Below are 21,481 nucleotides of genomic sequence, written 5' to 3' on the forward strand. Positions count from 1 at the left end.
TGTGGCTTTCTCAGGTTTTCTGGCCCCGCGGGCAGGACCCCCGGCGGTGCACGGACGGTGCGGATACGTTGGACTCGGGCAGGTGAACACGGCGGTCGGGCCCCGGAGGGCATCAGCACCGCGATCCCCCGGCATGATGTTGCCTGGCGGCCCGCACCAGGCCGCGATGTGTGGGAAGACCAAGCCTGGCGAGCCGAAAGAGAGCCATGAGCACGAGAGTCATGAAGGTCGACGGGCCTGCAGGAAGCGCGGTGTGACGCGATGCATATTGTCATCATGGGCTGCGGAAGAGTGGGTTCCGCTCTCGCCCAGACCCTGGAGGAACAGGGGCACACGGTCGCCGTGATCGACCAGGACCCGACCGCCTTCCGCCGCCTGGGCTCCTCCTTCGGCGGCCGCCGGGTCACCGGGGTCGGTTTCGACCAGGACACCCTGCGCGAGGCGGGCATCGAGGAGGCCGGCGCCTTCGCGGCCGTCTCCAGCGGGGACAACTCCAACATCATCGCCGCCCGGGTGGCCCGCGAGATGTTCGGCATCGAGAACGTCGCCGCCCGCATCTACGACCCCCGTCGCGCCGAGGTCTACCAGCGCCTCGGCATCCCCACCGTCGCCACGGTGCGGTGGACGGCCGACCAGATGCTGCGCCGGCTGCTGCCGTCGGGCGCCGAGCCGCTGTGGCGCGACCCCACCGGAGGCGTGCAGCTCGCCGAGGTGCACACCGCCCCGGCCTGGGTGGGTCACAAGATCAGCAAGCTGCAGGACGAGACGGGTGTCCGCGTGGCCTTCCTGACCCGGCTCGGCGAGGCGATCCTGCCCAGCTCGCAGACGGTGCTGCAGGAGGGCGACCTGGTGCACGTGATGATGCGCACCGATGAGATCGACCGGGTCGAGGCCGCGTTCGCCAAGGGACCCGAAGAAGGGGGCGGTCACTGATGAGGGTCGCCATTGCCGGAGCCGGTGCCGTCGGCCGCTCGATCGCGGGCGAGCTGCTGGAGAACGGCCACGAGGTCCTGCTGATCGACAAGGCGCCGACCGCGATCTCGGTCGAGCGCGTCCCGCAGGCGGAGTGGCTGCTCGCCGACGCCTGTGAGATCACGTCCCTGGACGAGGCGGCGCTCCAGCGCTGCAACGTCGTGATCGCCGCGACCGGCGACGACAAGGTCAACCTGGTCGTCTCCCTGCTGGCGAAGACGGAGTACGGCGTGCCGCGCGTCGTCGCCCGGGTGAACAACCCGAAGAACGAGTGGCTGTTCAACGAGGCCTGGGGTGTGGACGTCGCCGTCTCCACACCGCGGCTGATGTCGGCCCTGGTGGAGGAGGCGGTCAGCGTCGGCGACCTGGTCCGCCTGCTGCGCTTCAGCCACGGTGACGCCAACCTGGTGGAGCTGACCCTGCCGGAGGAGTCGGCCCTGGCCGGCACCCAGGTCGGCGACGTCCAGTGGCCTCAGGACACGTCCCTGGTCACCATCATCCGCGGCACGCGCGTGCTGACCCCGACGCGGGAGGACTCCCTGGAGGCCGGCGACGAGCTGCTCTTCGTGGCGGCGCAGGCGAGGGAGGAACAGCTGGAGGACCTGCTGTCGGTGCGCCGGGACGACATGGGGCGCTGAGCGACGGACGACGAGGGGGCCCTGAACCTTCAGGGCCCCCTCGCGGTCACTTCTCGGCGCAGTCACTTCTCGGCGGCTTCCGCCTTCTGCTGCTCCTGTTCCTTCTCCTTCGCCTCCATCTCGGCGAAGACATCGATCGGCGGCGGCGCCTTCGCCAGGAACACCCAGGTCAGATACACCGCGAGCAGGAACGGCGGAATCTTCAGCGTGACGAGGACCCAGCCCAGCTGAGTCGTGTCCGCCCACCAGTACAGCGGGAAGAGAATCGCGCTCTTGCCGAGCAGGATCAGTCCCCACGCCCAACTGGCCTTGGTGTACGCCTTCTTCCGCCCCGGGTTGCGCGTGCGCCAGGAGAGGTTCTCCTTGAAGATCGGCCCGAGCATCAGGCCGATCAGCGGAACCCCCGCCATCGCCGTGATGATGTACGCCAGCGCCAGACCCAGCGTGTAGAGCATGCCGGGGAGATAGAAGTCCTTCGCGTTGCCGGTCATCATCGCGAAGACCACACCGAAGGCGACCCCGAAGACACCGCTGAAGGCGTGCTTGGCGGTGTCCTTCATCACCAGCCGGACCACGACCAGCACCAGCGACACGGCCAACGCCGCGATCGCCGACATGTGCAGGTCCTTGTTGACCGTGTAGATGCTGACGAAGAGGAGCCCGGGCAGCACCGTCTCGACCATGCCCCGCACTCCGCCGAACGCCTCGAACAGGGCGGCCTCGGTCACCGCCCGGGCGTCGTCCGCGGATGTGTCTTCGGTTGTCGGCTTGTCGAGCGACGTCACCGGCTACTCCCGTCCGAGGGGTCTCAGTTCGTATTTCGGATTGAACAGCACCCGGCGGCCCCGGCTCATCGAGATCCGGCCCGATGCGATCAGCTTGCGCCCCGGTTCGATCCCCATGATGGAGCGCCGGCCGAGCCACACCACGTCGAGCGCGGCGGAGCCGTCGAACAGCTCGGCCTCCAGGGCCGGGACTCCCGCGCGCGGTCGCAGCGTGACCGTGCGCAAGGTACCAGTAACCGTCACGATCTGCCGGTCCTGGCAGTCGCCTATCCGCGTACAGCCGGCGGTCTCGGCATCCTCACGCAGCTCCTCGGACTCCAGGTCCTCCTGCGACGAGGAGAGCCGGTCGAGCATGCGCCGGAACCGGCCTGCCGGCTTCTCGGAACGAGGAACAGCACTCATGTCTGAAGCGTACCGGGGGCCACTGACGGTTACGTACCCCCTGGCCGCCCACCCCGAACCGCCTTGTCCCGGCCACCGCAGCCGGCACCGCCCTGACCTTCACTTCTCGAAGCGGTACCCCATCCCCGGCTCGGTGATGAAGTGCCGGGGATGTGACGGATCAGCCTCCAGCTTCCGCCGCAACTGCGCCATGTACACACGCAGATAGTTGGTCTCCGTCCCGTACGACGGCCCCCACACCTCCTGCAGCAGCTGCTTCTGTGCCACCAGGCGTCCCGTGTTGCGCACCAGCACCTCCAGCAGGTGCCACTCGGTGGGCGTCAGCCGTACGTCCTTGCCGTCGCGGTTGACCTTCTTCGCGGCCAGGTCGACGGTGAAGCCGCCGGTCTCCACGATCACGTCGTCCTCGCCGCCGGCCGGCTCGGCGCGGCGCACGGCGGCCCGCAGCCGGGCGAGGAGTTCGTCCATGCCGAACGGCTTGGTGACGTAGTCGTCGGCGCCCGCGTCCAGGGCCTGCACCTTCTCGTCGGAGGCGTGCCGGGCGGACAGCACCAGGATCGGCACCCGGGTCCAGCCGCGCAGGCCGCGGATCACCTCGACGCCGTCCATGTCGGGCAGGCCGAGGTCGAGGACGACCACGTCGGGGTGGCGGGCGGCGGCCAGCTTCAGGGCGCCGGCACCGTCGTGGGCGGCGTCGACCTCGTAGGAGCGTGCCTTGAGGTTGATCACGAGGGCGCGCACGATCGCCGGCTCGTCGTCGACCACCAGCACACGGGTCATGAGGGCTGCCTTTCGGATTCCGCGGAGGGTTCCGCGGACGCTGCTGCTGAGGGTTCTGCGGTGGACGGGGGCTGCGGGCGCAGCGCTGCCGCCGCGCGGAGGGTGAGGGTCATGGTGAGGCCGCCGCCGGGGGTGTCGTCGGCGGTCAGGGTGCCGCCCATGGCCTCGGCGAAGCCGCGGGCCACCGCGAGGCCGAGGCCGACGCCGGCGCCGCGCGGGGCGTCGCCGTGCCGCTGGAAGGGCTCGAAGATGCGGTCCTTCGCCTCGTCGGGGACGCCCGGTCCGCGGTCGACCACCCGCAGCTCCACCCGGTCGGCGAGGGCGCTGGCGGCGACCAGGACCGGGGTGCCGGGCGGGCTGTACTTGACGGCGTTCTCGACCACGTTGGCCAGCGCCCGCTCCAGCAGCCCGGGGTCGACGGCCACCATGGGCAGGGTCTCGGGGACGTCGAGGACGACGCTGCCCTCGGGCACCCCGCCGAGCGCCATCGGCACCACCTCGTCCAGGTCGATCTCGCGGATCAGCGGGGTGACCGTGCCGGTGTGCAGCCGGGACATGTCGAGGAGGTTGCCCACCAGGTGGTCCAGCCGGTCGGCGCCGTCCTCGATGCCCTCGAGCAGTTCGGCCGTGTCCTCCGGTGACCAGTCGACGTCCTCGGAGCGCAGGGAGGAGACGGCCGCCTTGATGCCGGCCAGGGGGGTGCGCAGATCGTGGCTCACGGCGGCCAGCAGCGCGGTGCGGATGCGGTTGCCCTCGGCGAGGGCGCGGGCCCTGTCGGCCTCCTCGCGCAGCCGGCGGCGGTCCAGGACGACGGCGGCCTGCGCGGCGAACGCGGCCAGCACCCGGCGGTCCTCGGCGGGCGGCACCCGGCCGGTCAGCGCGAGCGCCATGTGGTCGCCGACGGGGACGTCCACGTCGGCGTCCTCGGGCCGCCGCACCGGCTCTCCCCGGCCCACATGCCCGGCGCACGTCCAGGGCTCGGCCTCGCCGGTGCGCTCCAGCAGGGACGCCGACTCCATGCCGAAGGTCTCCCGGACCCGCTCCAGCAGGTCCTCCAGACCGGTCTCGCCGCGCAGCACGTTCCCGGCGAGGAAGGACAGGATCTCCGACTCGGCGCGCAGCCGGGCCGCCTGGTGGGTGCGCCGGGCCGCGAGGTCGACGACGGAGGCCACCGCCGCGCCGACGGCGACGAAGACGACGAGGGCGACGATGTTCTTGGGGTCGGCGATGGTCCAGCGGTGCAGGGGCGGGGTGTAGAAGTAGTTCAGCAGCAGCGAGCCGACCAGCGCGGAGGCGAGGGCGGGCCACAGGCCGCCGATCAGGGCGGCGGCGACCGTCAGCGCGAGGAACAGCAGCATGTCGTTGGCGAGGCCCGGATCGACCGCGCTGAGCAGCAGGGCCAGCACCGCCGGACCGGCCACGCCCACCGCCCAGCCCGCCACCATCCGCGACCGGCCGAGCCGGGCGCCCCTGGCCCCCGGGAGGCCGCGCCCCTTGGCCGCCTCCTCGTGGGTGACGATGTGCACGTCCAGGTCGGGGCCGGACTCGCGGGCCACGGTCGCGCCGACGCCGGGCCCGAAGACGTACTGCCAGGTCTTGCGCCGGGAGGAGCCGAGCACGATCTGGGTGGCGTTGGCGCCGCGGGCGAAGGCGAGGAGGGCGGCCGGTATGTCGTCGCCCACGACGTGGTGGAAGGTGCCGCCCAGGTCCTCCACGAGGGTGCGCTGCTCGGCCAGCTCCTTGGGCGAGGCGGAGGTCAGCCCGTCGCTGCGGGCTATGTACACGGCGAGCACCTCGCCGCCGGCGCCCTTCTCGGCGAGCCGCGCCGCGCGCCGTATGAGGGTCCGCCCCTCCGGCCCGCCGGTCAGGCCGACGACGATCCGTTCCCGGGAGCCCCATATCGCGGAGACCCGGTGCTCGCTGCGGTACCGCTGGAGGTGGACGTCGACCCGGTCGGCCACCCACAGCAGCGCCAGTTCCCTGAGGGCGGTGAGGTTGCCGGGGCGGAAGTAGTTCGACAGGGCCGCGTCGACCTTGTCCGGCTGGTAGATGTTGCCGTGCGCCATGCGGCGCCGCAGGGCCTCCGGGGTCATGTCGACCAGCTCGATCTGGTCGGCCCGCCGCACCACCTCGTCGGGCACGGTCTCGCGCTGCCGTACGCCCGTGATCGACTCCACGATGTCGCCGAGCGACTCCAGGTGCTGGATGTTGACGGTCGACAGCACGTCGATCCCGGCGGCCAGCAGCTCCTCGACGTCCTGCCAGCGCTTGGCGTTGCGGGAGCCGGGGACGTTGGTGTGGGCGAGTTCGTCGACGAGGGCGACCTGCGGGCGGCGGGCCAGCACCGCGTCGACGTCCATCTCGGTGAAGACGGTGCCGCGGTGCGTCAGCTCCTTGCGCGGTATCTGCTCCAGCCCTTGAAGCAACGCCGCGGTCCGCGGCCGGTCGTGGTGCTCGACGAAGCCCACGACGCAGTCGGTCCCCCGCTCGACGCGGCGGTGCGCCTCGGACAGCATCGCGTACGTCTTCCCGACGCCCGGTGCCGCACCGAGATGAATGCGGAGTCTGCCCCGTCCCATGGCCTCATTGTCTTCCGGTCCCACTGCCTGAGCGCAGTCGACCCTACGACCCGGGATCCGGCCCGGAGCCCGCCGAACGGGGTGCGGCCCCGCACTTTGACGCGATTCTGACGCGACGGCGACGCGGGCTCCTCGGGGGAACGGCCGGTGCCCGCGGGCAGCGCCCTCAGTGTTCGGCGATCTCCCCGTCGCGGAGTTCCAGGACCCGGTCGGCCAGGTCCAGCAGGGTGGGGTCGTGGGTGGCGACCAGGGCGGTGACCTGTTCGCTGTGGACGACCGCGCGCAGCAGTTCCATCACCGCGTGGCCGGTCTCGGCGTCCAGCTGGCCGGTCGGCTCGTCGGCGATGAGGAGGGAGGGGTTGTTGGCGAGGGCGCGCGCGATGGCGACCCGCTGCTGCTGGCCGCCGGACAGCTCGCCCGGCCGCTGGGCCGCGTGGTCGGCGAGGCCGACCAGGGACAGCAGCAGTTCGACGCGTTCCTCGCGCTCGCGGGGGTCGGCCCGGCGCAGCCGCATCGGGACGCCGACGTTCTCGGCGGCGGTCAGGATCGGGATGAGCCCGAAGGACTGGAAGACGAAGCCGATCCGGTCCCGGCGCAGGGCGAGCAGCCCGTCCTCGTCGAGGCCGGCGATGTCCAGGCCGTCCACGGCGACCCTGCCCCGGTCGGGGGTGTCGAGGCCGCCGACGATGTTGAGCAAGGTGGTCTTGCCGGATCCCGAGCGTCCCTTGAGGGCGACCAGTTCACCCCGTGGGACCTCGAAGGAGACACCGCGCAGCGCGTGCACCGCGGCCGCTCCGGTGCCGTACGACTTGTGCACGTCCTCGACGCGCACCATGGTCTCCGTCGCGACGTGCGGCATGGTGTCCGTCCCCTCCCCCGTCTCCCCTGTCCCCCGTGACCGGGCGTCAGTATCGCCGTCCGACCCCCGGTCGATCAACGGTCAGGCGGGATTGTCCCCGTGGGTGAGGGTCTCCCAGGCGACGAAGAGGTTGTTGGTGCCGGACGGGCGGGTGCGCTCGGTCAGCGCCCGGGTGTGGGTCATGGCGTGGCCGAGCCGGTTGTGCAGGGCGTTGTAGCCGACCTCGGTGACCGGGCCGAGCCCGAGGTGCAGGGAGCCCTTGCAGAGCCAGCTCGGGACGGCGGTGCCCTGCTCGTACTTCGCCTGGAAGCCGAGGGCGTGCCGCAGCCGTTCGCCGACGTCGGTGCCGTACAGGTCCTGGCCCTGGATGCGGCTGGTCTCGGCGATGTGCGAGATGGAGGAGAGGCCGTATCCGGTGTGCGTCAGGTCGCGGCAGGTCTCCTGGGTGAGTCCGGTGACGAAGGTGGACTGCCCCTGCCAGTACTTGACGATCTTGTCCCGGGTGTCGAGGTTCTGACCTGGCACGGTCCTCGGCAGGGCCCCGTCGGACTCCAGGTAGACGTAGGCGGCGGTGCGGGTGCGGAACTTCGCCATGGCCTTGTCGTAGGAGGCGCGGTCCTCCAGGAGGACGGAGATGCCGACGGCGGCCTCCATCATCGTCAGCTCCCAGTTCCCGTTGGAGTGGGAGCCGTTGATGATCTCGGGCAGGTAGACGTCGCGGAGCATGCCGGCGAAGCGGCCGGAGCCTGACCAGCCGCCGCCGTAGGTGTGCTTGACGATCTCGGCGGCCTTGGCCCAGGAGGAGCCGGCCCAGCCGGTCTGCAGGGGCGCGTTGCTGTTGGTGTGGTCGCGGATCACGGCCGACCAGGCGTCCATCAGCTGGATGGACTTCCTCGCGTACCGCTCGTCGCGGGTGAGGTACCAGGCGAGGGCCTGGGTGTAGGCGGCGATGGCGTCCTCGCGCTCGTCGGTGCAGCCGAGGTTCGGGTTGGAGTAGGAGCCGCACTCGACGACCGCGCGGGGCTTGGGGGTGCGGTTCAGGTCGGCGTACTTGCTCGACATCATCCGGTCGAAGGCGGTCTTCCAGGGCTGGGCGCCGGCGGCGACCTTGGTGCGGACGAAGTCGAGCTGGCCGCGGGAGACGGTGACTCCGGGGTGGACGAAGGCGGCGGGAGCGGTGGGCGCTGCGGGAGTGGCTTCGGCGCGCTGCGCGGCCGGCTGCGCGAGGACACCGGCCGCGAGGAGGGCGGTGGTGGCGGTCGCGAGCAGGGGGGTGCGACGACGCATGGCGTCTCCGTTCATATGGGCGAACGACGTGCGTTGACATGAACAGTTGACCGGAACATGACCGTAGGTCCGGACCAATGCGCCGTCAAGGGGCCGCGCCACGCATACGAAGAGGGGCCGCATCCCCAGTGGGATGCGGCCCCTCGGAACGGGTCCGGCCGAGGCGCGCCTAGCGGACCTCGGTGATCTCCGGGCCCCGCTGCAGCTGGCCCATGCCGCCCGCGAAACGGGAGCCCTCCTCCTGCTGGACGCCCTCGGGCACCATCTGCGCGTCGTTCGGCAGCTTGAGGACGATCGGGTCGCGCGGCGCCATCGGCCCCTCGCCGCGTACGACGACCGTGTCCCGGAAGATCTGCTCGAGCAGCCCGGCGGCCTGCGGCTGCACCGCCCCCTGCCCCGAGATCACCCCGCGCAGGAACCAGCGGGGGCCGTCCACGCCGACGAACCGCACGACCTGGAAGCCGCCGGTGCCGTCCGGCAGCTGCACCGGGACCTGGGCCCGAAGCTCCCAGCCCAGCGGGCCCTCGACCTCGTCGATGATGCCGCCCTGCTGGGTGATGCCGGCCGCGATCTCCTCGCGGACCTCGCCCCAGATGCCCTCCCGCTTGGGAGCCGCGAAGGCCTGCAACTGGATCGCGCTGTCGCGCAGCACGACGGTGGCCGCGACGATCGCGTCACCCGCGACCTCGACCCGCAGCTCCATGCCGTCGACACCGGGCACGAACAGGCCACCCAGGTCGACCCGGCCCTCGCCGGGGTTGCTGACCTCGGAGCTGTCCCAGGGCCCGTCGGGCCGCGGCGCCGGCTCCAGCCTCAGACGCTCGGCCTCGGCCTCCGCCTCAGTGTCGACACCGTCGACGACCTGCTCGGCCTCGCCGGCCGCGTCCTCGGCGGCATCCCTCTTCTTGCGACGTCCGAACACGTCACTGTCCTTCCCGGTCGGATACGACCGAAGCGTATCGATTCCCACCCGCTGTGCCGCCCACGGCGGCCTGACCGTTTGTGCCGCTCTCGCCCTCCACGGCGGCATGGCCGCCGGTGGACCCGAAGCCCCCCTCGGCCCGCGCCGATTCGGGCAGCTCCGCGACCGGCACGAAGCGCACCCTCTCGACCTGCTGGACGACCAGTTGGGCAATCCGGTCGAAGCGCTCGAACCGCACGGCCTCGCGCGGGTCGAGATTCACCACGATCACCTTGATCTCTCCACGGTACCCGGCATCAACCGTCCCCGGGGCATTCACCAGGGCGACGCCGCAGCGCGCGGCCAGACCGGATCGCGGGTGCACGAAGGCCGCGTACCCCTCGGGCAGGGCCACAGACACCCCGGTGGGCAGCACGGCCCGCTCGCCGGGCGCCAGTTCGCACGCCTCGGTGGTGCGCAGATCGGCTCCCGCGTCTCCGGGATGCTCGTACGCCGGAAGCGGTACGTCCGGATCGACGCGGCGGATGAGTACGTCGAGGGTCATGGGTTCACCTCGAAGGCGCGGGCCCTGCGGACCTGGTCCGGGTCGCTCATGGCGGCCTGGATCTCCTCCTGGCGGCCGTGGTCGATGAAGTGGTCGACCTTGACCTCGATGAACAGCGCGTCGGCGCGGACGGCGACGGGCCCGTCGGGGCCGCCGATGCGCCCGGTCGCGCTGGAGTAGATCTTCCGTCCGGACACCGCGGTCACCTCCGCCGCCAGGTGCAGCGTGGTGCCGACCGGCACGGGGCGCACGAAGTCGGTCTCCAGCCTGCCGGTCACGGCGATGGTGCGCAGCAGCCAGTTCAGCGAGCCGAGCGTCTCGTCCAGGGCGGTGGCGAGCACCCCGCCGTGGGCGAGGCCGGGGGCGCCCTGGTGGGCGGGCTGCACGGTGAACTCGGCGGTGATCGAGACGCCTTCGCCGGCGCGCGCCTGGAGGTGCAGGCCGTGGGCCTGTTCGTCGCCGCAGCCGAAACACTGGCCGTAGTGCGCGCCGAGGAGCTCGCCGGGCGCGGGAGCGTCGGGATGGCGGGCCGGTTTCACGGCGTCGGCCGGAGGCTGAAGGGCTGGGGAAGTACCACTCACAGGCGCAGACCTTACCCGCGAGTCGGCCCGGCCCGGACACCGTGCCAAGCTTGGCTTCATGCAGCTCTCCGCCGCCCCGTACGAAGAACGCCTGACCGCTCCCCGCTCCTGGTGGCTGATCTCCTTCCTGGTGGGGGTGTCGCTGGCGCTGATCCTGCTGCCGTTCGGCACGCTGCCGATGCTCGGCGGACTGGCCGGCGGGACCGCCGTGGCGGCGGTCGTGGCCAGTTCGTACGGCTCGGTGCGGATCCGGGTGGTGGGCGGTCATCTGATCGCGGGCGAGGCGAAGATCCCGGTGACGGCGCTCGGCGAGCCGGAGATCCTCGACGCGGAGGAGGCTCGCGCCTGGCGCACGTACAAGGCCGACCCGCGCTCCTTCATGCTGCTGCGCGCCTACATCCCCCGCGCCCTGCGCGTGGAGATCACCGACCCCGACGACCCGACCCCGTACGTCTTCCTGTCCACCCGCGAGCCGGAACGACTGGCGGACGCCCTGCGGGCGGCGAAGGCCGCGGCCTAGAGGGCTTCGCCCCAGGGGGCAGGGAGCCGGCACGTATGTTCCGGCCGGAGGCCCGCGCCCCGAGGAGCAGAACGCTCGCCCGAAGCCTCACCCACGGGGGCGCCTCATGCGCCGGGGGCCACTGAGCGCTCGCTCCGGTGCGCGCCCGGCGTGCGTCAGTGGTCTCCGCGCCCGCCGCGCGGGTCCTGCTGGTCCCGGTGTCCGCCGAGTTCCTTCATGGCGTCCTCGGGAAGGTGGTTCATCTCCAGGGCGTCCGCGGGCCTCTCCAGGGCGGGGAGGTCGGGGAGCGCGTCCCAGGGAACCTGGATCCTGCGGAGGTCGGCGCGAATGCGCCCGGCGAGTTTCCGGGTGTCCCGGCGGTTCATGGCCGCTCCGACGGCGGCACCCACCAGGAAGGGCATCAGGTTCGGCAGGTTGCGGACCATGCGCTTCATGATCCGCTGGCGCAGCTCGCGCTTCATGCGGCTGTTCATCGCCGCGCTCAGCGTCGACGGCATGGTCGCCTCGACCCCGCGCTCCTCCGACCACGAGTTGAGGTAGACGGTGCTGCGCTGGGTGAGGGAGCCGGGCGGTCGTACGCCGTAGACCTCGTGGAGTTCGGCGATCAGCTTCAGCTCGATCGCCGCGACGCCGGTGACCTCGGCGGCCAGTTCGGTCGGCATCGCGGGCGGCACGGGCAGCATCGCCGCCGCGCCCACTCCGGCCCCGACCGTCGCCGTGGCCTTCGCCGCGCCCGCCACGAGCTTGTCGGCGATCTCCTCGGGACCGAGCCCGGGGAACTGCCGGCGCAGCGTCTGGAGGTCCCGTACGGGCACCCGCGGGGCCATCTCGATGATCCGGTCCGCGAGGTACGCCAGTCCCGCACGGGCACGGGCGCCGCCCTTGCGGGCGCCCTGTCTGGCCATGTCGCGGAACGCCGCGGCACGCCTGCGTGCCACGGGGGCGGGGACCTCCACGGACGCCGGGAGGTCACCCCGGTCGGCTGCCGGTTCGAGCGAGGCCGCCCCGGTCTCGGTTGAGCCTCGCTCGTCGTCACGCGCAGTGTGCTGCGGGCCGTCCTGCGGCCCCTTGTCCGCTCCCCTCGAGAGGAAGCGGCGCTTCCGGGGAGGGGTCGAGCCTGTCACGGCCGACCCGTCCTCAGTCGCAGTCGCGGCAGATCGGCTGGCCGTTCTTCTCCCTGGCCAGCTGGCTGCGGTGATGCACCAGGAAGCAGCTCATGCAAGTGAACTCGTCCTGCTGCTTCGGCAGCACCCGGACGGCCAGCTCCTCGTTGGAGAGGTCTGCTCCGGGCAGTTCAAGACCTTCGGCGGCCTCGAACTCGTCGACGTCCACGGCGGAGGCCGACTTGTCGTTTCGTCGAGCCTTCAGCTCTTCGAGGCTGTCCGAGTCGACGTCGTCGTCGGTCTTGCGTGGAGTGTCGTAATCGGTTGCCATGTCGCTCTCCCCCTCTGGGTGTCTGCGGTGTCTCCAGCGCACGTAACGCGTGAGAGGCCGGACTTGTGCCCGACCCGAGGCGGAGATTTTGCCTCACATCAAGGTCTGTTACTCAATCGACACCCAACCGGACTCCTCAAGAGTGATCGGCTTGGATGGCGATGGGGACCGTACACGGTCCGAATGCCGCACTTCAAAGGCGTCTCACCGTGTACTTCCCGTGATCAAGGCCCCTGAAAACCGGGACTTTCCCGACCTTCCGGCCCGACACATGATCACGGAGAGTAGATGGCTGGAAAATCGCCCATGTGATCGATCACACAGGGGCCAACGACGTCGACGCGGCGGAAATTCCGCGCAAAGCGAACACACCCGTGTGTCGGCGGCATGATGTCAGATCGGCAGGGTGACGCGCATCACGAGTCCGCCCCCCTCCCTCGGCTGGGCGTAGATGTGTCCGCCGTGCGCCCGGGCCACCGACCGGGCGATCGACAGACCGAGTCCCACGCCCTTGTCGCTGCCCGTGCGCTCGGTGCGCAGCCGCCGGAACGGCTCGAAGAGGTTGTCGATCTCGTACGCCGGCACCACCGGGCCCGTGTTGGACACCACCAGCACCGCCTGGCCGTGCTGGACCTCGGTGCCGACCTCGACCCAGCCGCCCTCCGGCACGTTGTACCGCACGGCGTTCTGCACCAGGTTCAGGGCGATGCGCTCCAGCAGCACGCCGTTGCCCTGGACCACCGCGGGCTCGCGCTTGCCGCGGATCTCCACGCCCTTGGCCTCGGCCTCGGCGTGCACCTGATCGATGGCCTGCGAGGCCACCTCCGCGAGGTCCACGGGCTTGCGCTCGACGATCTGGTTGTCGCTGCGGGCGAGCAGCAGCAGGCCCTCCACGAGCTGCTCGCTGCGCTCGTTGGTGGCCAGCAGGGTCTTGCCGAGCTGCTGGAGCTCCACCGGCGCGTTCGGGTCGGAGAGGTGCACCTCGAGGAGCGTGCGGTTGATCGCGAGCGGGGTGCGCAGCTCGTGCGAGGCGTTGCCGACGAAGCGCTGCTGCGCGGTGAACGCCCGCTGGAGGCGCTCCAGCATGTCGTCGAAGGTGTCGGCCAGTTCCTTGAGCTCGTCGTCCGGGCCGTCCAGCTCGATCCGCCGGGACAGGTCGGAACCGGCCACCGCGCGGGCGGTGCGGGTGATCCGGCCCAGCGGCGACAGGACCCGGCCGGCCATGGCGTAGCCGAAGGCGAAGGCGATGATCGCGAGACCGAGCAGGGCCAGCAGCGAGCGGCTGAGCAGATCGTCCAGCGCGTGCTGACGCTGCTCGTTGACACAGGCGTTCAGCGCCCGGTTCATCTCGTCCGCGGGCAGCTCGTTGCTGCGCAGGTGGCAGATGTCGCTGGACACCTCGCCGGAGAGGATCCGGAAGGGGAGGTCGGTGCCCACGTTCAGCGCGTTCGCCGCGAGCAGGTAGATGATCGACAGCAGCAGGATCCCGGCGATCAGGAACATGCCGCCGTAGAGCAGCGTGAGCCGTATCCGGATGGTGGGCCGCAGCCACGGGAAGGGCGGTACCGGCCGGCGCGGGTCCCAGGTGGGCTTCGGAGGGGCCTGCGGGGACGCCGGTGTGGGGGTGCTGGCCATCCCGGATCAGATCCGGTAACCGGAGCCGGGCACGGTCACGATGACCGGCGGCTCGCCCAGCTTGCGGCGCAGGGTCATCACGGTGACCCGGACCACGTTCGTGAACGGGTCGGTGTTCTCGTCCCAGGCCTTCTCGAGCAGCTGCTCCGCCGAGACGACGGCGCCCTCGCTGCGCATGAGCACCTCCAGGACGGCGAACTCCTTGGGCGCGAGCTGCACCTCCTTGCCGTCCCTGAAGACCTCGCGGCGGTTGGGGTCCAGCTTGATCCCGGCGCGCTCCAGGACGGGCGGCAGGGGCACGCTGGTGCGCCGGCCGAGCGCACGCACGCGTGCGATCAGCTCGCTGAACGCGAAGGGCTTGGGCAGGTAGTCGTCGGCGCCGATCTCCAGCCCCTCCACACGGTCGCTGACATCGCCGGAGGCCGTGAGCATCAGCACCCGGGTGGGCATGCCGAGCTCGACGATCTTGCGGCAGACGTCGTCGCCGTGCACGAGCGGGAGGTCGCGGTCCAGGACGACCACGTCGTAGTCGTTGACGCCGATGCGCTCCAGGGCGGCCGCACCGTCGTACACGACGTCGACGGCCATGGCCTCCCGGCGCAGTCCGGTGGCCACCGCATCGGCGAGCAGTTGCTCGTCCTCGACGACGAGTACGCGCACGTCCCTGGTCCTTCCTGGTGGTGGTGTGTTCACCTCCATCCTGCCCTTTTCCTCCATAAGTCGGCTGTAAGGCAGGTGAGAGGGGGTGCGGGGCCGGGGAACCTCCGGGCGAACGGCAGGGGAATAGCAGATTTTCTCGCGCGGTTAGGTTTCCACGGAAGGGAGCTTGGGGAGGACGGGTTTTACATCCCGCGATCACGCTCTGCTTGCGCCGCACCACCATGCGGTGCGTATCGATCCGCTTCCCGCAGAGCGGGCGTGGGTGTCCGGCACCGTCGCCGCCCGGCCGAGCGGCGCTGGGCATCCACGGCAGACGTGATCGTCCCTTCCGAACGGCACACCCCCGTGCCATCGACCCACGACCCAGGACGAGGGGGCGCAGCATGGACGCATTCACCGCAGGACTTCTGCAGCGCATAAAGGCGACCGAGTCCGATCTGTCGCGCGCCCGCGACGAGGGCGACGACTTCCTCGTCGAGGTGGAGCAGGGCGAGCTCGACGACCTGCGCCGTCTCGCCGCCGAACACGGTGTGGAGGTCAGCGCCTACGGCGTCTGACCGACCCCGGCAAGCAGCTTGCGCGAGCGGGTCCCGGCGAATCCAGCGCCGGGGCCCGCTCGCTTGTGTCACCCGGGTCGGTGGCGGTCAGTCGTGCCAGGCGCCGAAGTCCTCCAGGAGGGTCTGGAGGGGCTCGAAGACGCCCGGGGTGGCCGCGACCGTGAGACCCCAGGAGGGGCGCTCTCCGGGGCGTCCACCGGTCAGGGCGCCCGCCTCACGGGCGATGAGGTCGCCCGCGGCGAGGTCCCAGGGGTGCAGGCCGCGCTCGTAGTAGCCGTCGAGACGCCCGGCCGCCACGTCGCACAGATCGACCGCGGCCGAGCCGCCGCGCCGGATGTCCCGCACCAGCGGGATCAGCCGGTGCGCGACCTCCGCCTGGTGCGTGCGGACGTCGGCGACGTAGTTGAAACCGGTCGAGACCAGGGCCTGGTCCAGGGGCGGCGCGGGGCGGCAGGTCAGCCTGCGCTCGCCCTCCCAGGCGCCCGTGGCCCATGCCCCGCCGCCGCGCACCGCGTGGTACGTCTCGCCGCGCATGGGCGCCGACACGGCCCCGACGACGGTCTCGCCGTCCCGCTCGGCGGCGATGGAGACGGCCCAAGTGGGCAGCCCGTACAGGTAGTTGACCGTGCCGTCGAGCGGGTCGATCACCCAGCGGACGCCGCTGCTGCCGTCGGTCGAGGCGCCCTCCTCGCCGAGGAAGCCGTCGTCCGGGCGGCGCTCGGCGATCAGCGTGGTGATCAGCTTCTCGGCGGCGATGTCCATCTCGGTGACCACGTCGATCGGGCTGGACTTGGTCGCGGCGACCGCGAGATCGGCGGGGCGGCCGTCGCGCAGCAGCTCACCCGCGCGGTGTGCCGCCTCGCGGGCCAGGCCCAGCAGTTCCGCGTGCAGGGGGTCGGTCACGGTGCTCCTCATGCGTAGGGGCTGTCGGCGCCCGCCGCGGCGGGGCGCGGGGCGCGGGCCGGGCAGCAGCCCACCGGGCAGACGTCGTGGCTCGCGCCGAGGGCGCCGAGGGCGCACCGGGTGACGTCCTGCCCCCGCTCGCCGGCCGCCCGCTCGGCGATCAGCTCGCGGATCGCCGCGGCGAACCGGGGGTCGGCGCCGACGGTCGCCGAGCGGCGCACCGGCAGACCGAGCTCCTCGGCCTTGGCCTTGGCCTCGGTGTCGAGGTCGTAGAGGACCTCCATGTGGTCGGAGACGAAGCCGATGGGGGCCATGACGACCGCCGGGACCCCCGCCGCGTGCCGCTCCTCGAGGTGGTCGCAGATGTCGGGCTCCAGCCAGGGGATGTGCGGGGCGCCGGAGCGGGACTGGTAGACGAGCTGCCAGGGGTGGTCCACGCCGGTGCGCTCACGGACGGCGTCGGCGATGACCCTGGCCACGTCCAGATGCTGTCTGACGTACGCCCCGCCGTCCCCGTGGTCCTCGACGGGGCCGGACGTGTCGGCGGCCGAGACCGGGATCGAGTGGGTGGTGAAGGCGATGTGCGCGCCCTCCCGGACGTCCTCGGGCAGGTCGGCGAGGGACCGGACGACTCCCTCGATCATGGGCTCCACGAAGCCCGGGTGGTTGAAGTAGTGCCGCAGCTTGTCGATGCGCGGCAGCTCCAGGCCCTCGGTCTCCAGGGTGGCCAGGGCGTCGGCGAGGTTCTCGCGGTACTGGCGGCAGCCCGAGTACGAGGCGTAGGCGCTGGTGGCCAGGACGAGGATGCGCCGGCGGCCGTCGCGGACCATCTCGCGCAGGGTGTCGGTCAGATACGGCGCCCAGTTGCGGTTGCCCCAGTAGACCGGCAGGTCCAGGCCGTGCTCGGCGAAGTCCTTGCGCAGCGCGTCCAGCAGGGCACGGTTCTGGTCGTTGATGGGGCTGACCCCGCCGAAGAGGAAGTAGTGCTGTCCGACTTCTTTCAGGCGTTCTGTGGGGATGCCGCGGCCACGCGTGACGTTCTCCAGGAACGGAACCACGTCGTCGGGGCCCTCGGGGCCGCCGAAGGAGAGCAGGAGCAGGGCGTCGTAGGGGCTGGCATCGAGCACGTCTGGCATGTCTCGATCCTGCCACCCGGCACTGACAGCCGGAAAACGGTGGGGTGCCCCCGGCTGTATCTCCCGGTGCACGGGGCCGGCATATCCCGGTGCATGGGGCCGACCGCACCAGTAAGCTGTATCGACTGCGGTCGCACCTTACTGAGACGTTTCCCGGAGACCCCGTGCCCAGCCCTTATCGCGCCCTGTTCGCCACGCCCGGCACCAAGGGTTTCTCCGCCGCGGGCCTCCTCGGCCGGATGCCGCTGTCCATGATGGGCATCGGCGTGGTGACGATGATCTCCCAGCTCACCGGGCGGTACGGCCTCGCCGGCGCCCTGTCGGCCACCATCGCGCTGTCCGCGGCGGTGGCGGGCCCGCAGGTCTCCCGTCTGGTGGACCAGCACGGGCAGCGGCGGGTGCTGCGCCCGGCGACGCTGCTCTCGCTGAGCGCGGCGGCCCTGCTGCTGTTCGCCGCGCACTACGGCTGGCCGGACTGGGTGCTGTTCGTGGCGTGCGTGGGCATCGGCTGTGTGCCGAGCGTCGGCGCGATGATCCGGGCCCGCTGGGCCGCCCTGTACCGCGGCACCCCGCAGCTGCACACCGCGTACTCCTTCGAGTCCGTGGTCGACGAGGTCTGTTTCATCTTCGGGCCGATCATCTCCATCGGGCTGTCCACGGCGTGGTTCCCGGAGGCCGGCCCGCTGCTCGCCGCCTGCTTCCTCGCCGTGGGCGTCTTCTGGCTGACCGCGCAGCGCGCCACCGAGCCCGAACCGCATCCGCGGGAGCGCAAGGGCGGCGGCAGCGCCCTGCGTTCGACGGGTCTGCAGGTCCTGGTGGCCACCTTCGTGGCGACCGGCGCGATCTTCGGCGCGGTGGACGTGGTCACCGTGGCGTTCGCGGAGGAGGAGGGGCACAAGGCGGCGGCCAGTGTGGTGCTCGCCGTCTACGCGCTGGGTTCCTGTGTGGCGGGGGCCGTGTTCGGGCTGCTGCACTTCGCGGGGCCGCCGGAACGCCGCTGGCTGCTGGGCGTGTGCGCCATGGCCGTGAGTATGATCCCCCTCCTACTGGTCGGAAACTTGCCGTTTCTGGCCGTGGCGCTCTTCGTCGCGGGTCTGTCCATCGCTCCCACGATGATCACGACGATGTCCCTCATCGAAGAGCACGTACCACGCGCGCAGCTCACCGAGGGCATGACCTGGGTGAGCACGGGGCTCGCGGTCGGGGTCGCGCTCGGCTCCTCCGTGGCCGGCTGGGTGATCGACGCGGCCGGGGCGCGTGCCGGGTACGGGGTTCCGGCGGTGTCCGGGGCCGTCGCGGTCGCGGTCGGTTTCCTCGGGTACCGCCGGCTCAAGCGGCCGGCACCGGGTCGGGGAGGCTCCGTTGGGCAGCACAGCGAGCGCGAAGAACGGCACGTGGCGTAACTGGGGAGGCAATGTCTCCGCCCGTCCCGCGCGGGAGGTCACGCCCGCCTCCGTCGACGAGCTGGCCGCGGCGGTCCGCCGGGCCGCCGAGGACGGGCTGCCGGTGAAGGCGGTCGGCACGGGGCACTCCTTCACGTCCATAGCGGCCACCGACGGCGTGTTGATCCGCCCTCAACTGCTGACGGGCATACGTGACATCGACCGTGCGGCCGGCACCGTCACCGTCGAGGCCGGCACCCCGCTCAAGAGACTCAACGTGGCCCTCGCACGCGAGGGCCTGTCGCTGACCAACATGGGCGACATCATGGAGCAGACGGTCTCCGGGGCGACCAGCACCGGCACCCACGGCACGGGCCGCGACTCCGCCTCGATCGCCGCGCAGATCCGCGCCCTGGAACTGGTCACCGCCGACGGCTCGGTCCTCCACTGCTCCGCGAAGGAGAACCCGGACGTCTTCGCCGCCGCCCGCACCGGCCTCGGCGCCCTCGGCATCGTCACCGCCCTCACCTTCGCCGTGGAGCCGATCTTCCTGCTCACGGCGCGCGAGGAACCCATGCCGTTCGACCGGGTGCTCGCCGAGTTCGACGAACTCCACGCGGAGAACGAGCACTTCGAGTTCTACTGGTTCCCGCACACCGGAAGCACCAACACCAAGCGCAACAACCGCAGCGCGGGCCCGGAGCGCCCGGTGCCGCCGCTGAAGGGCTGGTTCGAGGACGAGTTCCTCTCCAACGGAGTGTTCCAGGTGGCCAACTGGGTCGGCCGCGCGCTGCCCGCCGCGATTCCCTCCATCGCGCAGATCTCCAGCAAGGCGCTGTCCGCGCGGACGTACACCGACATCCCCTACAAGGTCTTCACGTCGCCGCGCCGGGTGCGTTTCGTGGAGATGGAGTACGCCGTTCCGCGCGAGGCCCTGGTCGACACGCTGCGGGAGTTGAAGGCCATGGTCGACCGCTCCCCCCTGCGCGTCAGCTTCCCGGTCGAGGTGCGCACAGCCCCCGCCGACGACATCACCCTGTCCACGGCGTCCGGCCGCGACAGCGCGTACATCGCCGTGCACATGTTCCGCGGTACCCCCTATCAGGCGTACTTCACCGCGGCCGAGCGCATCTTCACGGCCCACGAGGGCCGGCCCCACTGGGGCAAGATCCACACCCGGGACGCCGATTACCTCTCCCGCGTGTATCCGCGCTTCGCCGAGTTCACGGCACTGCGCGACCGGCTCGATCCGGAACGCCGCTTCCGCAACGACCACTTGCGCCGCGTCCTGGGAGCGTGACGAGCCCCCGGAGCAAGGCTTCCGTTACCGGAGACCACGTGAAGTTCCCCACGTTAACGATCACCGAAGCCGGGTAACGAGCGGCCGAGTAGGGCCCCTTGCCAGAAAGTGGGCGGCGTGCCGATCCACGCACGTGGCCCGAATGGAGTACTGTTGCGAGCCCTGGGTCCGGTCTCCCGACAGGGTGCTCGGGACCTTGGAGGAGCGCCGGGAGGGGGCTAGTTGCACAGGGTGACGCAGTTGGTCACTTAGCGTTGCGAATAGGTAACCGTGCCATAACGGCGATCCAGGGCCCGCGCCCGACACGCCGGGCAACTCGGCAAGGTTGTGGCAGGCTGCACCCGGGCAGGCCACACTCGACTAGCGGAAGCAGCGACGCACGTGACGTCGGCAGGCACCACCCGGGAGGTCCCCATGCCCGAACTGCGTGTCGTGGCCGTCTCGAATGACGGCACACGGCTGGTGCTGAAGGCTGCGGACAGCACGGAGTACACGCTTCCGATCGACGAACGGCTCCGCGCCGCCGTGCGCGGCGATCGTCCCCGCCTCGGCCAGATCGAGATCGAGGTGGAGAGCCATCTCCGCCCCCGCGACATCCAGGCGCGTATACGTGCCGGCGCGACCGCGGAAGAGGTCGCCCAGATGGCCGGCATCCCCGTGGACCGCGTACGCCGTTTCGAGGGCCCCGTCCTCGCCGAGCGGGCCTTCATGGCCGAGCGCGCCCGCAAGACCCCTGTCCGCCGCCCCGGCGAGAACTCGGGTCCTCCCCTCGGCGAAGCCGTCCAGGAGCGACTGCTGCTGCGCGGCGCCGAGAAGGACACGGTCCAGTGGGACTCCTGGCGCCGCGACGACGGCACCTGGGAGGTCCTGCTGGTCTACCGCGTGGCAGGCGAACCCCACTCGGCGAGCTGGACGTACGACCCGCCCCGGAGACTCGTCCAGGCCGTCGACGACGAAGCACGCTCACTCATCGGCGAGTCCGACGACCTCGCCGCACCCGAGCCCAGCTTCCCGTTCGTCCCGCGCATCGCCCGCCTGCCGCGCGACCGCCCGCTGGACCGTTCCGCCGACCGCGAGCGCCCGAGCCTGCCCGCCCAGGCCTCCGAACCCCCGGAGGAGACGGCGGCCACGGCATCGAGCGAACGGGACTCGCTGACCAGCCTGCTGGAGGCGGTACCGAGCTTCCGAGGCGACCTGGTGGTGCCCGAACGGCCCCCCGAGTCCGCCCCCGAGGAGCCCGACACGGAACCCGAGGCGGAGGAGCCCCCGGCCCCCGCGGCCTCGGCCGGCTCCGCCTACGCGGACGTCCTGATGCCCCGCTCCGTAGGCAGCCACCGAGACCGTCTCATCGGCGCCACCGACCGCCAGGCCGAGGCGGACGGCGTCCGCCCCGGCCGCCGCGCCGCGGTCCCGAGCTGGGACGAGATCGTCTTCGGCACGCGCCGCAAGAAACAGGAGTAACCGCACACAGAGAAGGGGGCACTCACCCCAGGTGAGTGCCCCCCGCCACTGGGGGGGGGGGACCTCGGTTTTTGGGGGCCGGGGGCGCCGCAAGAAGAACCACCAACGGGGCGCCCCGCCCCCGGCCCGGCGGGCGCCCGGCCC

The 21,481-nt window shown here is 71.4% G+C and carries 22 protein-coding genes; 7 read left to right on the forward strand and 15 right to left on the reverse strand.

Annotation, left to right across the window (positions count from 1 at the left end; all coding sequences use genetic code 11):
• Positions 1 to 261: 261 nt before the first annotated feature.
• Together AB0412_RS28860 and AB0412_RS28865 are read left to right on the forward strand one after the other, a co-directional pair.
• Positions 262 to 933: a TrkA family potassium uptake protein gene (locus AB0412_RS28860; RefSeq protein ID WP_366405527.1), complete on the forward strand. Its 672-nt coding sequence runs from the start codon at positions 262 to 264 to the stop codon at positions 931 to 933.
• A complete protein-coding gene (locus AB0412_RS28865) occupies positions 933 to 1,610 on the forward strand; it encodes a TrkA family potassium uptake protein (RefSeq protein ID WP_366405528.1) in 678 nt (225 codons plus the stop codon). Before AB0412_RS28860 ends, AB0412_RS28865 begins: the two co-directional genes overlap by 1 nt.
• Positions 1,611 to 1,672: 62 nt before the next feature.
• Here the strand turns inward: AB0412_RS28865 and AB0412_RS28870 are convergent, their stop codons facing one another.
• From AB0412_RS28870 to AB0412_RS28910, 9 genes are all read right to left on the reverse strand, one after another.
• Positions 1,673 to 2,395, reverse strand: coding sequence for a DUF3159 domain-containing protein (locus AB0412_RS28870; protein ID WP_366405529.1), 723 nt, complete (start codon positions 2,393 to 2,395; stop codon positions 1,673 to 1,675).
• 3 nt (positions 2,396 to 2,398) lie between these two features.
• Positions 2,399 to 2,797 carry an OB-fold nucleic acid binding domain-containing protein gene (locus AB0412_RS28875; RefSeq protein ID WP_260828895.1) on the reverse strand — a complete coding sequence of 133 codons (399 nt, stop codon included), beginning with the start codon at positions 2,795 to 2,797 and terminating at the stop codon, positions 2,399 to 2,401.
• A gap of 99 nt (positions 2,798 to 2,896) precedes the next feature.
• Entirely contained in the window at positions 2,897 to 3,577 is a 681-nt protein-coding gene (locus AB0412_RS28880; RefSeq protein WP_366405530.1) for a response regulator, read from the reverse strand.
• Positions 3,574 to 6,156 carry a sensor histidine kinase KdpD gene (locus tag AB0412_RS28885; RefSeq protein WP_366405531.1) on the reverse strand — a complete coding sequence of 861 codons (2,583 nt, stop codon included), beginning with the start codon at positions 6,154 to 6,156 and terminating at the stop codon, positions 3,574 to 3,576. The genes AB0412_RS28880 and AB0412_RS28885 overlap by 4 nt, the downstream gene beginning before the upstream one ends.
• Before the next feature lie 166 nt (positions 6,157 to 6,322).
• Positions 6,323 to 7,015, reverse strand: coding sequence for an ABC transporter ATP-binding protein (locus tag AB0412_RS28890; RefSeq protein ID WP_366405532.1), 693 nt, complete (start codon positions 7,013 to 7,015; stop codon positions 6,323 to 6,325).
• An 81-nt stretch (positions 7,016 to 7,096) separates the two neighbouring features.
• On the reverse strand, positions 7,097 to 8,302 hold the full coding sequence (locus tag AB0412_RS28895) for an alginate lyase family protein (RefSeq protein WP_366405533.1): 1,206 nt from the start codon (positions 8,300 to 8,302) through the stop codon (positions 7,097 to 7,099).
• 169 nt (positions 8,303 to 8,471) lie between these two features.
• Complete coding sequence (locus tag AB0412_RS28900; protein WP_366405534.1) at positions 8,472 to 9,224, reverse strand: DUF3710 domain-containing protein; 753 nt, start codon at positions 9,222 to 9,224, stop codon at positions 8,472 to 8,474.
• A gap of 1 nt (position 9,225) precedes the next feature.
• The gene (dut, locus tag AB0412_RS28905; RefSeq protein ID WP_366405535.1) at positions 9,226 to 9,768 is read right to left on the reverse strand and encodes a dUTP diphosphatase; all 543 of its coding nucleotides are present in this window, start codon (positions 9,766 to 9,768) and stop codon (positions 9,226 to 9,228) included.
• Positions 9,765 to 10,349 carry a PaaI family thioesterase gene (locus AB0412_RS28910; protein ID WP_366405536.1) on the reverse strand — a complete coding sequence of 195 codons (585 nt, stop codon included), beginning with the start codon at positions 10,347 to 10,349 and terminating at the stop codon, positions 9,765 to 9,767. Before AB0412_RS28910 ends, dut begins: the two co-directional genes overlap by 4 nt.
• A 58-nt stretch (positions 10,350 to 10,407) precedes the next feature.
• Here AB0412_RS28910 and AB0412_RS28915 point away from each other — a divergent pair, with 58 nt between their 5' ends.
• The gene (locus AB0412_RS28915; protein ID WP_366405537.1) at positions 10,408 to 10,869 is read left to right on the forward strand and encodes a DUF3093 domain-containing protein; all 462 of its coding nucleotides are present in this window, start codon (positions 10,408 to 10,410) and stop codon (positions 10,867 to 10,869) included.
• A gap of 155 nt (positions 10,870 to 11,024) precedes the next feature.
• Here the strand turns inward: AB0412_RS28915 and AB0412_RS28920 are convergent, their stop codons facing one another.
• From AB0412_RS28920 to AB0412_RS28935, 4 genes are all read right to left on the reverse strand, one after another.
• Positions 11,025 to 11,993, reverse strand: a complete 969-nt coding sequence (locus tag AB0412_RS28920; RefSeq protein ID WP_366405538.1) for a hypothetical protein — start codon at positions 11,991 to 11,993, stop codon at positions 11,025 to 11,027.
• 13 nt (positions 11,994 to 12,006) lie between these two features.
• Positions 12,007 to 12,303 carry a DUF4193 domain-containing protein gene (locus AB0412_RS28925; RefSeq protein WP_003993510.1) on the reverse strand — a complete coding sequence of 99 codons (297 nt, stop codon included), beginning with the start codon at positions 12,301 to 12,303 and terminating at the stop codon, positions 12,007 to 12,009.
• Positions 12,304 to 12,696: 393 nt separating this feature from the next.
• Positions 12,697 to 13,938: a HAMP domain-containing sensor histidine kinase gene (locus AB0412_RS28930; protein ID WP_366405539.1), complete on the reverse strand. Its 1,242-nt coding sequence runs from the start codon at positions 13,936 to 13,938 to the stop codon at positions 12,697 to 12,699.
• A 6-nt stretch (positions 13,939 to 13,944) separates the two neighbouring features.
• Positions 13,945 to 14,598 (reverse strand): response regulator transcription factor, encoded by a 654-nt coding sequence (locus AB0412_RS28935; protein WP_003993508.1) that lies wholly within the window; start codon positions 14,596 to 14,598, stop codon positions 13,945 to 13,947.
• Positions 14,599 to 14,981: 383 nt separating this feature from the next.
• On the opposite strand from AB0412_RS28935, the gene AB0412_RS28940 reads away from it, so the two are divergent.
• Entirely contained in the window at positions 14,982 to 15,155 is a 174-nt protein-coding gene (locus AB0412_RS28940; protein ID WP_366405540.1) for a hypothetical protein, read from the forward strand.
• A gap of 87 nt (positions 15,156 to 15,242) precedes the next feature.
• Here the strand turns inward: AB0412_RS28940 and AB0412_RS28945 are convergent, their stop codons facing one another.
• Positions 15,243 to 16,058, reverse strand: coding sequence for an inositol monophosphatase family protein (locus AB0412_RS28945; RefSeq protein WP_366405541.1), 816 nt, complete (start codon positions 16,056 to 16,058; stop codon positions 15,243 to 15,245).
• A gap of 8 nt (positions 16,059 to 16,066) precedes the next feature.
• Positions 16,067 to 17,194 carry a ferrochelatase gene (locus tag AB0412_RS28950; protein ID WP_366405542.1) on the reverse strand — a complete coding sequence of 376 codons (1,128 nt, stop codon included), beginning with the start codon at positions 17,192 to 17,194 and terminating at the stop codon, positions 16,067 to 16,069.
• Positions 17,195 to 17,358: 164 nt separating this feature from the next.
• Here AB0412_RS28950 and AB0412_RS28955 point away from each other — a divergent pair, with 164 nt between their 5' ends.
• The 3 genes from AB0412_RS28955 (at position 17,359) to sepH (ending at position 21,337) form a co-directional block, all read left to right on the forward strand.
• A complete protein-coding gene (locus AB0412_RS28955) occupies positions 17,359 to 18,597 on the forward strand; it encodes an MFS transporter (protein WP_366405543.1) in 1,239 nt (412 codons plus the stop codon).
• A complete protein-coding gene (locus tag AB0412_RS28960) occupies positions 18,557 to 19,876 on the forward strand; it encodes a D-arabinono-1,4-lactone oxidase (RefSeq protein ID WP_366405544.1) in 1,320 nt (439 codons plus the stop codon). Before AB0412_RS28955 ends, AB0412_RS28960 begins: the two co-directional genes overlap by 41 nt.
• 414 nt (positions 19,877 to 20,290) lie before the next feature.
• Positions 20,291 to 21,337 (forward strand): septation protein SepH, encoded by a 1,047-nt coding sequence (sepH, locus tag AB0412_RS28965; protein WP_366405545.1) that lies wholly within the window; start codon positions 20,291 to 20,293, stop codon positions 21,335 to 21,337.
• Positions 21,338 to 21,481 lie beyond the last annotated feature (144 nt).

Origin of the sequence: Streptomyces sp. NPDC052012 (assembly GCF_040689265.1) — a bacterium.
In the GTDB taxonomy this organism is placed as follows: domain Bacteria; phylum Actinomycetota; class Actinomycetes; order Streptomycetales; family Streptomycetaceae; genus Streptomyces.

Bases quoted from the DNA above. Each gene is read 5' to 3' on its own strand.
- AB0412_RS28860 (WP_366405527.1), top strand. From the start codon at position 262: ATGCATATTGTCATCATGGGCTGCGGAAGAGTGGGTTCCGCTCTCGCC.
- AB0412_RS28865 (WP_366405528.1), top strand. From the start codon at position 933: ATGAGGGTCGCCATTGCCGGAGCCGGTGCCGTCGGCCGCTCGATCGCG.
- AB0412_RS28875 (WP_260828895.1), bottom strand. From the start codon at position 2,797: ATGAGTGCTGTTCCTCGTTCCGAGAAGCCGGCAGGCCGGTTCCGGCGC.
- AB0412_RS28880 (WP_366405530.1), bottom strand. From the start codon at position 3,577: ATGACCCGTGTGCTGGTGGTCGACGACGAGCCGGCGATCGTGCGCGCC.
- AB0412_RS28885 (WP_366405531.1), bottom strand. From the start codon at position 6,156: ATGGGACGGGGCAGACTCCGCATTCATCTCGGTGCGGCACCGGGCGTC.
- AB0412_RS28890 (WP_366405532.1), bottom strand. From the start codon at position 7,015: ATGCCGCACGTCGCGACGGAGACCATGGTGCGCGTCGAGGACGTGCAC.
- AB0412_RS28895 (WP_366405533.1), bottom strand. From the start codon at position 8,302: ATGCGTCGTCGCACCCCCCTGCTCGCGACCGCCACCACCGCCCTCCTC.
- dut (WP_366405535.1), bottom strand. From the start codon at position 9,768: ATGACCCTCGACGTACTCATCCGCCGCGTCGATCCGGACGTACCGCTT.
- AB0412_RS28915 (WP_366405537.1), top strand. From the start codon at position 10,408: ATGCAGCTCTCCGCCGCCCCGTACGAAGAACGCCTGACCGCTCCCCGC.
- AB0412_RS28925 (WP_003993510.1), bottom strand. From the start codon at position 12,303: ATGGCAACCGATTACGACACTCCACGCAAGACCGACGACGACGTCGAC.
- AB0412_RS28930 (WP_366405539.1), bottom strand. From the start codon at position 13,938: ATGGCCAGCACCCCCACACCGGCGTCCCCGCAGGCCCCTCCGAAGCCC.
- AB0412_RS28940 (WP_366405540.1), top strand. From the start codon at position 14,982: ATGGACGCATTCACCGCAGGACTTCTGCAGCGCATAAAGGCGACCGAG.
- AB0412_RS28950 (WP_366405542.1), bottom strand. From the start codon at position 17,194: ATGCCAGACGTGCTCGATGCCAGCCCCTACGACGCCCTGCTCCTGCTC.
- sepH (WP_366405545.1), top strand. From the start codon at position 20,291: ATGCCCGAACTGCGTGTCGTGGCCGTCTCGAATGACGGCACACGGCTG.